Below are 12532 nucleotides of genomic sequence, written 5' to 3'. Positions count from 1 at the left end.
GCCCGGATAAGGCGTCAGCCGCAATCCGGGAAAGGTAACGATTTACATCGCCAGCACGTACTTGAGCATCACCCCGGCGGCTATCGCCGAGCCAATCACTCCCGCCACGTTCGGGCCCATCGCGTGCATCAGCAGGAAGTTCTGCGCGTCCGACTCCAGCCCCACCTTGTTCGATACCCGCGCCGCCATCGGCACCGCCGACACCCCGGCCGAGCCAATCAGCGGGTTGATTTTGTTCTGACTGAACAGGTTCAGCAGCTTCGCCATCAGCACCCCCGCCGCCGTCCCGATACAGAACGCAATCACCCCCAGCACCAGAATCCCCAGCGTCTGCGGCTGGAGGAACTTGTCCGCCACCAGCTTCGCGCCCACCGATAACCCGAGGAAAATGGTCACGATATTTATCAGCGCGTTCTGCACCGTGTCGCTCAGGCGCTCCACCACGCCGCTCTCGCGCATCAGGTTGCCGAAGCAGAACATCCCCAGCAGCGGCGCCGCGTCCGGCAGCAGCAGCGCCACCAGCAGCAACAGCACCGCCGGGAACAGGATTTTCTCCCGCTTACTCACCGTGCGCAGCTGCACCATGCGGATTTTCCGCTCCTTATCCGTGGTCAGCGCCTTCATAATCGGCGGCTGGATTAACGGCACCAGCGCCATATACGAGTACGCCGCCACCGCTATCGCCCCCAGCAGCTCCGGCGCCAGCTTGCCCGAGAGATAAATCGCCGTCGGGCCGTCCGCCCCGCCGATAATGCCTATCGCCGCCGCCTGCGGCAGGGTGAAGCTGATAATCCCGAAATAGTTCAGCGTCAGCGCCCCGAGCACCGTGGCGAAGATGCCGAACTGCGCCGCCGCCCCCAGCAGCAGGGTGCGCGGGTTGGCCAGCAGCGGACCGAAGTCGGTCATCGCCCCGACGCCCATAAATATCACCAGCGGGGCGATACCCGACCCGATGGCGACCTTATAGAACACCGCCAGCACCCCGGCGGAGTAGCCCATATCCACCGCCTGCTGCTCCATCTGGCTCTGTACCGACGGCAGGGCCAGGGCTAATGCCTCCTTGATGGCATGAACGTCCGGCGGGCAGTTGAGCTTCGCGGCAATCACCGCCAGCTGCCCGGCGTCGTGGTGCGCCAGCAGGCTCTCCAGGGCGGTCAGCGCCAGCCCGGCCTCCGGGATATTCGACAGCAGGCCGCCGAAGCCAATCGGCAGCAGCAGTAGCGGCTCGAACTTCTTCGCAATCGCCAGCCACAGCAGCAGCAGGCTCACCAGCAGCATGATGGCCTGGCCGATGCCGAGGTGCATCAGGCCCATGCCCTGAATCAGGGCGTTCAGACTTTCCATGGTTCCTGTTCCTTACGCCAGCGTCATCAGGGTGTCGCCCACGGAGACCGCGTCGCCGGATTTCACCGCGATACCGCGCACGGTGCCGGCCTGCGCGGCGCGGATTTCGGTTTCCATCTTCATGGCTTCGAGGATCAGCAGCACGTCGCCTTCGGCGACCGTCTGGCCCTCGGTGGCAGTCACCTTCCAGATATTGCCCGCCAGCGGGGCGGTCACCGGGGCGCCGGCGCCTGCCGGGGCCGGCGCAGAAGCCACCGGTGCGGCAGCGGTCAGCTGGCTGATATCGCCGCCGTCGCTGACCTTCACCACAAAGGCCTGGCCTTCCACTTCCACGGTGTAGACGCCGGAGGCGGCAGGTTTTACCAGGGCAGCGGCAGGTTTCGCCTCTTCCGCCTGCGGGACCGGCTCAAAGGCCGCCGGGTTATTGCGGTTCTCAAGGAACTTCAGGCCAATCTGCGGGAACAGGGCCACGGTCAGCACGTCGTCGATGGCGTTATCGGCAAGCGTGATGCCCTTCTCCTGCGCCTGGCGCTTCACATCCGCTTCCAGCATTGCCAGCTCCGGTTTGAGTAAATCCGCCGGACGGCAGGTCACCGGGGCGGCCCCCTCCAGCACGCGCGCCTGCAGGGCGGCATTTACCGGCACCGGGGTGTGGCCGTACTCGCCTTTCAGAATCCCGGCGGTCTCTTTGGCGATGGTTTTGTAGCGCTCCCCGGTCAGGACGTTAAGCACCGCCTGGGTGCCGACAATCTGCGAGGTCGGGGTGACTAAAGGAATAAAGCCGAGGTCCTCGCGCACGCGGGGGATTTCCGCCAGCACCTGGTCGAGTTTGTCGGCCGCGTTCTGCTGCTTCAGCTGGCCCTCGAGGTTGGTGAGCATCCCGCCCGGCACCTGGGCCACGAGGATACGGCTGTCGGTGCCCTTCAGCTGGCCTTCAAAGGCGTGATATTTCCTGCGCACCTCGCGGAAGTACGCCGCGATGCTCTCCAGCTTCAGGATATCCAGCCCGGTGTCGTGTTCCGTTCCGGCCAGCGTCGCCACCAGCGCCTCGGTGGCCGGGTGGCCGTAGGTGGCGCTCATGGAAGAGATGGCCGTGTCCACGCCGTCCACGCCCGCCTCGATGGCCTTCAGCAGGGCCATCTCCGCCATCCCGGTGGTGGCATGAGCATGCAGGTGCAGCCTGACGTCATAGCGCTTCTTGATTTCGCTGACCAGTTCATACGCCGCCATCGGGGTGAGGATACCGGACATGTCCTTGATGGCGATGGAGTCGACGCCGGTTTCCAGCAGCTGTTCGGTTAAATCGAGCCAGGTCTGCAGGGAGTGGGCCGGGCTGGTGGTGTAACTCAGAGTCCCCTGGGCGTGCGCCCCGTGGCTGCGCACCGCCCGCAGGGCGGCCTGCATATTGCGCGGGTCGTTCATGGCGTCGAAGACGCGGAAGACGTCCATGCCGTTTTTGACGGCGCGCTCAACAAAGCGTTCGACCACGTCATCGGCGTAGTGGCGGTAGCCGAGGAGGTTCTGGCCGCGCAGCAGCATCTGCAGCGGGGTCTTCGGCATGGCCTTTTTCAGCTCGCGCAGGCGGACCCACGGGTCTTCGCCGAGAAAGCGGATGCAGGCGTCAAAGGTGGCGCCGCCCCAGCACTCGAGGGAGCCGTAGCCCACGTCGTCGAGCTGCGCGGCGACGGGGAGCATATCGTCGAGGCGCAGGCGGGTGGCGAACAGGGACTGGTGGGCGTCGCGCAGGACGACATCGGTAATAGCAACGGTCATGGATTCCTCCGTGAATTAAGGGTTAAGTCGGCGATGGTGGTGGATAGCGGCGGCAATCACCGGCTTTAAGCGGGCGAAGTCGTCAGCGGGCGCGGCGGCGGCAGGAGCGGCTCTGGGCGTCGGAGCCGGTTCGGGGAAGACGCGGTTGACGGCGGCGGACATGCCCTGGATGGCGAAAATCAGCACAAACAGAAACGCCAGCACGAACCCCATGCCGAGGAACATCAGGGTGAAGCCTTCACCCAGTAACAGTGCTGCATCAGTCATGAAACGATCCAAAAGTAAGGGCACGATGGCGCCTTTGAAGGTTAACCAATCGGTGCTTCCGGCTAAGGAGTAGGGTGGATTTCCCGAAGCCGCCCCCGGCTCTGGACCCTAATTTGCACCTCTGTGGTTGACGCTCAAATATCGCCATCGTGCGTGTTGGTTACATCATCATGCCGAACACGATGCTCGCGATGACCAGCACAATTCCGCCGCCCAAACGGGAAGAGATTTGCGCATAGGAGATAAGATTCATACGGTTACAGGCAGAGAGTACTTCCAGGTCGCCGGAACCGCCGCGGTTAGCCATGCACAGGCCCGCGGTAATCGCCGATTCAATCGGGAAGAAGCCAATCAGCCAGCCGCCGACAGCGGCGCCGACGACGGCGCCGACGACAATCACAGCGGCAATCACCACGTTAGCGAAGGTGATCGCGTCGATAATTTCCTGCAGGTCGGTGTAGCACACGCCGACGCCGACCATCAGCACCCACAGCAGTTGTTTAGAGAAGAAGTCAGACAGACGTTTGGCGCCAGCTTTGATTTCCGGCGAGCAGAGACCTGAAGCGTTCAGGGCTGCGACAATCAGGACCATCCAGGCAAAATAGTGGATAGACACGCCGCCAATGCTGGGCAGAATTTTCTTGGCGATAACGTAGGCCAGCAGGAAGCAGGTGGTGGCGAGCACAAGGCCGACGGCCGTTTCGCGATGGGTAATCTGGCCCGCTTTTTCATCATCTTCTACTTTGAAGGAGGCCTTGCGTACCAGCTCGCCTTCGCCGCTCAGCCAGGTGTGTTTTTTACCGATAATATCGAGCAGCGCGGCAAAGACGATGGCAAAGATGTTGGCGATGGTCAGGATAGCGATCGCGGTTGAGTAGTACTCTTCACGCGAACGGCCGGTAACGGAGTGATAAATTTCAGACAGCGGCACCGCGCCAGCGCCGTTGCCGCCGCCCATAATCGGCAGGACGTACAGCATCATGATGCGGTCTACGGAAATACCGAAGCACAAGCCGATAAGAATACCGAAGATGGATGCGCCGAGGATCCCCATTAAGATGGTTGGAATATAGCCGAGCAGAGATTTCAGCAGCAGTTTACGGTTAACCGAGAGAATGGCGCCGGTAATCAACACGGCGATGAATAAATTCAGGAAATTACTTTTATCCATCACATTGGTGATCGCCTCAATTTCTTTCTGGGTAAAAATGCCAGCGTAAACGAAATAGGCGGCAACGAGGAAGATCATCACCGGCGCGCCGCCGATATATTTATTGAAGATTGGCAGGCGTTTGCCAATTTCTCCAAAAACAGCGCCAATAATAAACATGATGGCGAAGCCGCCGACAATGTCGGTCGGCAGGGCATTATAAAAATGTGAAAGTAGTAAAGTGATTAACGCAAAGGCGTAAAGCGGTAGCGGCATGCCGAAGATTTTAAACCCCAGAATATCGCTAACGCCTTTTTTCTCCGCAGATGGAGCCTGGCTCATATTAGTCATATGACGTCACCCTGTTAAAAAAAGGAATAATGGCGTTAGAACAAGCAATAATAGAACGGCGGCATAATAATAAATATGTTCCACGGCGATATGTGATTATCTTCACTGATTGGCCGTGTTTTTAATTAATTTAATTGTTTTTATTCTTCTGAATTAATTAACAACATAAAAACCATAAAGCCAATTAAGGTACGCGGAAAAATGTGATTTAAATAAAAGAACCGCTGCGGGAACGGTGGCGAAATACAGTCCGTTTTTGGTTAATGAAGCGCTAAAAAATGAATCTGATAATAAAACGCGTCACCGTACAAAAAGATCCCCGGCGGCGAGAGGCCGTTGACCTCTTTCTTCATCAGCATCAGCTCTCGCTGGAGGCGGATTGCGAAAGGGTGATTGTCGCCGAGGATCAGCGGCGCATTGTCGGCTGCGGCGCGATTGCCGGATGCGTCCTGAAGTGTATTGCCGTCGACCCGTCGTTGCAGGGAGAAGGGCTCAGCCTGAAGCTGCTGACTGAGCTGATGACCCTGGCGTATGAGCTGGGCCGCAGCGAGCTGTTCCTGTTCACTAAACCCGATAACGCGGCGCTATTTTCCAGCGCCGGATTCTGGCCTATCGCCCGCGCGGGTGACCAGGCGGTGTTAATGGAAAATAGCCGCGAACGCCTGGCGCGCTATTGCCGCCAACTGACCATGTACCGCCAGCCCGGGGAAAAAATCGGCGCTATCGTGATGAACGCCAATCCCTTTACCCTGGGACACCGTTGGCTGGTAGAGCAGGCCGCTCGCCAGTGCGACTGGCTGCATCTGTTTGTGGTGAAAGAAGACGCTTCATTTTTCAGCTATCAGGATCGCGTGGCGCTGATTGAACAGGGGATCGCCGGGATCGCCAACGTGACCTTACATCCAGGTTCGGCTTATCTGATCTCCCGGGCGACTTTCCCCGGCTATTTCCTCAAAGATAAAGGCGTGGTCGATGATTGCCACTGCCAGATCGACCTACAGCTTTTCCGCGAACATTTAGCCCCGGCGCTACAGATTACCCACCGTTTTGTCGGTAGCGAGCCGCTGTGCTCTTTAACCCGTAACTACAACCTGCGCATGAAGGAACTGCTGGAAGCGCCCGGCGAGACGCCCGCGATTCAGGTGGTGGAGCTGGAGCGGGTCGAGAAAGACGGCGCACCGATTTCGGCTTCACGGGTGCGCAAACTCTATAAGGAGCGCCAGTGGTCGGCTATTGCGCCGCTGGTTCCGCCGGGAACGCTCTCTTTTCTGATGCAGCTGGCGGAAAGCGAACATCAAACCGCCTAGATATTACCTCCATAACTAAGGATCAGCCTCTATGGAAATGATGATTGACGCCCTGGCCGGCACGCTGGAATCCAGCGATGTCATGGTCAGGATTGGGCCTGCCAATGAGCCGGGTATTCAGCTTGAAATCGACAGTATTGTGAAGCAGCAGTTCGGCGCGGCGATTGAGCAGGTGGTCAGAGAGACCCTGGCGCAGCTTGGTGTCACCCGCGCGAATGTGGTCGTCGATGATAAAGGCGCGCTGGAGTGCGTGCTGAAGGCTCGCGTTCAGGCCGCGGCGCTGCGCGCGGCGCAACAATCTCAACTGCAATGGAGCCAGCTATGAAACCTCGTCGCAGTATGCTGTTTATCCCCGGCGCCAACGCCGCGATGTTAAGCACCTCGTTTGTGTACGGCGCTGACGCGGTGATGTTTGACCTCGAAGATGCCGTCTCGCTCCGTGAAAAAGATACCGCCCGCCTGCTGGTGCATCACGCGCTACAGCATCCGCTCTATCGGGATGTGGAAACCGTGGTGCGTATTAACCCGCTCAATACGCCGTTTGGCCTCGCCGATCTGGAGGCGGTAGTGCGCGCGGGGGTGGATATGGTGCGCCTGCCGAAAACCGATAGCAAAGAAGATATCCACGAACTGGAAGCGCACGTTGAGCGTATTGAGCGCGAGTGCGGACGGGAAGTGGGCAGCACTAAGCTCATGGCGGCGATTGAGTCGGCGCTGGGGGTGGTGAACGCGGTCGAGATCGCGCGCTCCAGCCCGCGTCTGTCGGCGATTGCGCTGGCGGCCTTTGACTACGTGATGGATATGGGCACCTGCCGCGGCGACGGCACCGAGCTGTTTTATGCCCGCTGCGCGGTGCTGCACGCGGCGCGCGTCGCCGGGATCGCGGCCTATGACGTGGTGTGGTCGGACATTAACAATGAAGAAGGTTTCCTCGCGGAAGCGAATCTGGCGAAAAACCTCGGCTTTAACGGCAAATCGCTGGTCAACCCGCGCCAGATTGAACTGCTGCATCAGGTTTATGCCCCAACCCTGAAAGACGTTGAGCATGCGCGCGATGTGATCGCGGCGGCGGAAGAGGCGGAAGTGCGCGGTCTGGGCGTGGTATCGCTGAAGGGTAAGATGATAGATGGACCGATTATCGACCATGCGCGCAAAGTCGTGGCGCTGTCGGCTTCCGGCATTCGTGATTAAGGAGCAAATAATGAAAGAGACCGTAGCAATGCTTAATCAGCAGTACGTGATGCCGGAAGGATTAGCGCCCTATGCGGGCGTGACGGCGAAAAGCCCGTGGCTGGCCAGCGAAAGCGAAAAGCGCCAACGTAAAATCTGCGCCTCGCTGGAGGAGGCGATTCGCCGTTCGGGCCTGCAAAACGGCATGACCATCTCTTTTCACCACGCCTTTCGCGGCGGTGACAAGGTGGTCAATATGGTGGTGGCGAAGCTGGCTGAAATGGGCTTTCGCGATCTGACGCTGGCCTCAAGCTCGCTGATCGACGCCCACTGGCCGCTGATTGAACATATTAAAAATGGCGTGATCCGCCAGATTTACACCTCCGGCCTGCGCGGTAAGCTGGGAGAAGAGATCTCCGCCGGTCTGATGGAAAATCCGGTCCAAATCCACTCCCACGGCGGCCGCGCGTATTTAGTACAAAGCGGCGAGCTAAACATTGACGTGGCGTTCCTCGGCGTGCCGTGCTGCGATGAATACGGCAACGCCAACGGCTTTAGCGGTAAATCCCGCTGCGGATCGCTGGGCTACGCCAAAGTGGATGCCGATGCCGCCAAATGCGTGGTGCTGCTGACCGAAGAGTGGGTGGATTATCCAAACTATCCGGCCAGCATCGCCCAGGATCAGGTCGATCTGATCGTGCAGGTCGACGAGGTCGGCGATCCGGCGAAAATCACCGCCGGGGCGATCCGTTTGACCAGCAACCCGCGCGAACTGCTGATCGCCCGCCAGGCGGCGAAAGTGATCGAGCACTCCGGTTATTTTAAAGACGGCTTCTCTTTGCAAACCGGTACCGGCGGCGCCTCGCTGGCGGTGACCCGCTTCCTCGAAGATAAGATGCGCCGTCACAACATTACCGCCAGCTTTGGTCTGGGCGGGATTACCGGCACAATGGTCGATCTGCACGAAAAGGGCCTGATCAAAGCGCTGCTGGATACCCAGTCTTTCGACGGCGACGCCGCGCGTTCGCTGGCCAATAACCCTAACCATATCGAAATTTCCGCTAATCAATACGCCAATCCGGGTTCGAAAGGCATCGCCTGCGAACGCCTGAACGTGGTGATGCTGAGCGCGCTGGAAATCGATACCGGATTCAACGTTAACGTGATGACCGGCTCTAACGGCGTGCTGCGCGGGGCATCCGGCGGCCACTGCGATACGGCGGCGGGTGCTGACTTAACCATTATCACCGCGCCGCTGGTGCGTGGACGCATTCCGTGCGTGGTCGAGAAGGTGCTAACCCGCGTGACGCCGGGCGCCAGCGTGGATGTGCTGGTGACCGACCACGGTATCGCCGTCAACCCGGCGCGTCAGGATCTGATCGATCGCCTGCGTCAGGCGGATATCCCGCTGATGACCATCGAAGCGCTACAGCAGCGCGCCGAGCTTTTGACCGGCAAGCCTGAGCCGATCGCATTTACCGATCGGGTGGTGGCCGTCGTGCGCTATCGCGACGGTTCGGTGATCGACGTCATTCATCAGGTTAAAAGCGCCGGTTAAACGCGCTGAGGAGAAAGGCATGAGCGAAGTGATGATGAGCCAGCATCGCCCATCGAGCCGTCAAACGGTGGCGGCGGAGGAGATGGTTTCACGTGTGGAACGGGCGCTGCTGACCGAAGTTCGCCTGACGCCGAAGCCCGGGCTGGTGGATATTCGTAACGCCGGCGCGCATCGGGATATGGATCTGGCCTCCTTTGAGGCCAGCACGGCGGTTGTCGCCCCGTGGATGGAGAAGTTTTTCATTATGGGCCACGACACCGCCAATATCATGCCGGAAAAGGTGCTGACGATGCTGCGTCCGGTGGGCATGGCCTGCGAGACGGATATGCTGGCAGCCACCGGCGGAGTAAATACCCATCGCGGCGCGATCTTCGCTTTTGGCCTGCTCAGCGCGGCGGTGGGAAGGTTGGTGGCCAGAGGGGAGCCGGTTGAGCAGCACCGGGTTTGCGATCAGGTGGCCCGCTTCTGCCGGGGGCTGGTCGGGCGTGAGCTCTCCTCTGCCGCGGGAAAGAAGGTGAGTAAAGGCGAAGGTCATTTCCTGCGCTACGGGCTCTCCGGCGCCCGGGGCGAAGCGGAGAGTGGCTTTCGCACCGTGCGCACCCAGGCGATGCCGGTATTCAATCGCGTTATGGCGGAGACCGGCGATACCAATCTGGCGTTATTGCAGACCCTGCTGCACCTGATGGCCTGGAATGACGACACCAACCTGGTGTCGCGCGGCGGGCTTGAAGGGCTGAATTTTGTGCAGCAGCAGGCGCAAAGGCTGCTGTGGGAAGGCGGTGTGCTGACCGACGGCGGTCTGGAAGCGCTTCGCCAGCTGGATGATGAACTGATTGTCCGTCACCTTAGCCCCGGCGGCAGCGCCGACCTGCTGGCGGTCACCTCGTTCCTGTCTGGTTTCCCGGCCGGGGAGCTGTTCCTGCACTAATCGCTCGCTTTTATCTCGACGGTTTACCCGGATTGGCCAGCAGAGGACCGATCCGGGGTTGCGGACCGCGCTTGCTCCTCTCTCCTCACTACTCAACGGCAAATTCCCGGCACAATCTTATAGTTTTTACTGATATCGGCGGCAGTTTGTCATAAATTTCTAATTATCGGTGTTTTTGAGTAGCGGCCCATCGATGGGCTGGTTACTCTGAAAACAATTTACGTAGTGTTAACAAAAGAGAATAGCTATGCATGATGCACAAATCCGCGTGGCCATCGCGGGCGCGGGCGGCCGGATGGGACGCCAGTTAATTCAGGCAGTACAGCAGATGGACGGCGCGGCGCTTGGCGCGGCGCTGGAGCGCGAAGGTTCGTCGCTGCTCGGTAGCGACGCGGGCGAGCTGGCGGGCGCAGGCAAGGCGGGGGTTGTGGTGCAAAGCAGCCTTGAGGCGGTAAAAGACGATTTCGACGTTTTCATCGACTTTACCCGCCCGGAAGGCACGCTGAACCATCTCGCCTTTTGCCGTCAACACGGTAAAGGAATGGTTATCGGCACCACCGGTTTTGACGACGCCGGCAAACAGGCAATTCGCGAGGCTTCGCAGGAGATCGCCATCGTCTTTGCCGCCAACTTCAGCGTTGGCGTCAACGTGATGCTCAAGTTGCTGGAGAAGGCAGCGAAGGTGATGGGCGACTATACCGATATTGAGATTATCGAAGCGCATCATCGCCACAAAGTGGATGCGCCATCGGGTACGGCGCTGGCGATGGGCGAAGCGATTGCCGGTGCCCTGGATAAAGATCTGAAAACGTGTGCGGTCTACAGTCGCGAAGGCTACACCGGCGAACGCGTTCCCGGCACTATCGGTTTTGCGACCGTCCGCGCCGGGGATATCGTCGGCGAGCATACGGCGATGTTTGCGGATATCGGTGAACGCATTGAAATCAGTCACAAGGCCTCCAGCCGGATGACTTTTGCTAATGGCGCCGTACGCTCTGCTTTATGGTTGAAAGGTAAGAAAAACGGTCTTTTTGATATGCGTGATGTGCTTGAACTGAACTCTTTATAACGATTATTACCCATCGTGATGTGGTTATTGCATTCAATAAGTAATTGATTGCAAGGGGCAATATTTTATTGCCCTTTTTTATTTTTGGGGTTTTAGATATTTTTTATGGTTAAAGCTACAAAATAATACGTTATCTGCGTATTTTTTGTTGTTTTATTGTAAATTTTGACCGTCTGGTCTACTTTTTCAATCCCTGCGCTAAGATTTTACAATCATCCACCTCCGCAAGCGTTTTCCCAGGCTAGTTAGTTGATCTTTTTGCCCGTTAAGACCGGTATTGCTGAATAGTCGCCTGAAACAAGATTAAAAATATCCGCTTTAAGTTGACTTTTACCGGCCATCTCTCCAGAATGCCGCCGTTTGCCAAAATTCTGCGGGCAACAGATTTGCATTGATTCAGATCTACATTATGAATTAATATGCAAATAAAGTGAGTGGATATTCTCTGGAGGGTGTTTTGATTAAGTCAGCGCTATTGGTTCTGGAAGACGGAACCCAGTTTCACGGTCGGGCCATAGGGGCTACCGGCACGGCGGTTGGGGAAGTCGTTTTCAATACTTCAATGACCGGTTATCAAGAAATCCTCACTGATCCTTCCTATTCCCGCCAAATCGTCACTCTAACCTATCCCCATATCGGCAACGTCGGCACCAATGCCGCCGATGAAGAGTCTTCTCAGGTACATGCTCAGGGTCTGGTCATTCGCGATCTGCCGCTGATTGCCAGCAACTTCCGCAATACCGAAGACCTCTCTTCTTATCTGAAGCGCCATAACATCGTGGCGATTGCCGATATCGATACGCGTAAGCTGACCCGTCTGCTGCGTGAAAAAGGCGCGCAGAACGGCTGCATCATCGCCGGCGACAGTCCGGACGCGCAGCTGGCGCTGGAAAAAGCGAAAGCGTTCCCGGGCCTCAACGGTATGGATCTGGCGAAGGAAGTGACGACCGCAGAAACCTACAGCTGGACGCAGGGGAGCTGGACGCTGGCGGGAGACCTGCCGGAAGCCAAAGCGGAAAGCGAGCTGCCGTTCCACGTGGTGGCCTACGATTTCGGCGCCAAGCGCAACATTCTGCGCATGCTGGTCGATCGCGGCTGCCGTCTGACGGTGGTTCCGGCGCAGACCTCCGCCGAAGAGGTGCTGAAGATGAATCCGGACGGTATTTTCCTGTCCAACGGCCCTGGCGACCCGGCGCCTTGTGATTACGCTATCGACGCGATTACGAAGTTCCTGGAAACCGACATTCCAGTATTCGGCATCTGCCTCGGCCATCAGCTGCTGGCGCTGGCGAGCGGCGCGAAGACCGTGAAGATGAAGTTCGGCCACCACGGCGGCAACCATCCGGTAAAAGATATGGATAACAACGTGGTGATGATCACCGCGCAGAACCACGGTTTTGCGGTGGATGAAGCGTCTATGCCCGCTAACCTGCGCGTGACCCACAAGTCGCTGTTCGACGGCACCCTGCAGGGCATTCACCGTACCGACAAACCGGCGTTCAGCTTCCAGGGGCACCCGGAAGCGAGCCCTGGCCCGCACGATGCCGCACCGCTGTTCGACCATTTTATCGAATTAATTGAGCAGTACCGTCAGTCCGCGAAATAATCAGGAGTT

The 12532-nt window shown here is 58.5% G+C and carries 11 protein-coding genes; 7 read left to right on the top strand and 4 right to left on the bottom strand.

Annotated features, from left to right (window positions below):
- Positions 1-42: 42 nt before the first annotated feature.
- From GUC22_RS22895 to citS, 4 genes are all read right to left on the bottom strand, one after another.
- Positions 43-1344, bottom strand: a complete 1302-nt coding sequence (locus tag GUC22_RS22895) for an oxaloacetate decarboxylase subunit beta (RefSeq protein WP_160183784.1) — start codon at positions 1342-1344, stop codon at positions 43-45.
- Positions 1345-1356: 12 nt separating this feature from the next.
- Complete coding sequence (gene oadA / locus GUC22_RS22890; protein ID WP_160183783.1) at positions 1357-3117, bottom strand: sodium-extruding oxaloacetate decarboxylase subunit alpha; 1761 nt, start codon at positions 3115-3117, stop codon at positions 1357-1359.
- Positions 3118-3132: 15 nt separating this feature from the next.
- Positions 3133-3384: an oxaloacetate decarboxylase subunit gamma gene (locus GUC22_RS22885; protein WP_004872269.1), complete on the bottom strand. Its 252-nt coding sequence runs from the start codon at positions 3382-3384 to the stop codon at positions 3133-3135.
- A gap of 160 nt (positions 3385-3544) precedes the next feature.
- Positions 3545-4885 (bottom strand): citrate/sodium symporter CitS, encoded by a 1341-nt coding sequence (gene citS / locus GUC22_RS22880; RefSeq protein WP_004872267.1) that lies wholly within the window; start codon positions 4883-4885, stop codon positions 3545-3547.
- Between the two features lie 278 nt (positions 4886-5163).
- Between citS and citC the strand changes: the two genes are divergently transcribed.
- The 7 genes from citC to carA all read left to right on the top strand — a co-directional run bounded on the left by citC (position 5164) and on the right by carA (position 12523).
- Positions 5164-6192: a [citrate (pro-3S)-lyase] ligase gene (gene citC / locus GUC22_RS22875; protein WP_004872264.1), complete on the top strand. Its 1029-nt coding sequence runs from the start codon at positions 5164-5166 to the stop codon at positions 6190-6192.
- A gap of 31 nt (positions 6193-6223) precedes the next feature.
- On the top strand, positions 6224-6517 hold the full coding sequence (gene citD, locus GUC22_RS22870) for a citrate lyase acyl carrier protein (protein ID WP_004872262.1): 294 nt from the start codon (positions 6224-6226) through the stop codon (positions 6515-6517).
- Positions 6514-7383: a citrate (pro-3S)-lyase subunit beta gene (gene citE, locus GUC22_RS22865; protein WP_154932801.1), complete on the top strand. Its 870-nt coding sequence runs from the start codon at positions 6514-6516 to the stop codon at positions 7381-7383. Before citD ends, citE begins: the two co-directional genes overlap by 4 nt.
- Positions 7384-7393: 10 nt before the next feature.
- Positions 7394-8920 (top strand): citrate lyase subunit alpha, encoded by a 1527-nt coding sequence (gene citF / locus GUC22_RS22860; protein ID WP_024360284.1) that lies wholly within the window; start codon positions 7394-7396, stop codon positions 8918-8920.
- A 34-nt stretch (positions 8921-8954) separates the two neighbouring features.
- Entirely contained in the window at positions 8955-9848 is an 894-nt protein-coding gene (gene citG / locus GUC22_RS22855) for a triphosphoribosyl-dephospho-CoA synthase CitG (RefSeq protein WP_370512068.1), read from the top strand.
- 247 nt (positions 9849-10095) lie between these two features.
- Complete coding sequence (gene dapB, locus GUC22_RS22850) at positions 10096-10917, top strand: 4-hydroxy-tetrahydrodipicolinate reductase (protein ID WP_049085640.1); 822 nt, start codon at positions 10096-10098, stop codon at positions 10915-10917.
- Between the two features lie 457 nt (positions 10918-11374).
- Positions 11375-12523, top strand: a complete 1149-nt coding sequence (carA, locus tag GUC22_RS22845; RefSeq protein WP_004128821.1) for a glutamine-hydrolyzing carbamoyl-phosphate synthase small subunit — start codon at positions 11375-11377, stop codon at positions 12521-12523.
- The last annotated feature ends 9 nt before the right edge of the window (positions 12524-12532 follow it).

Origin of the sequence: Klebsiella sp. MPUS7 (assembly GCF_009905335.1) — a bacterium.
Classification (GTDB): Bacteria; Pseudomonadota; Gammaproteobacteria; order Enterobacterales; family Enterobacteriaceae; genus Klebsiella; species Klebsiella grimontii.
This window is presented reverse-complemented; position numbering and strand designations above follow the sequence as displayed.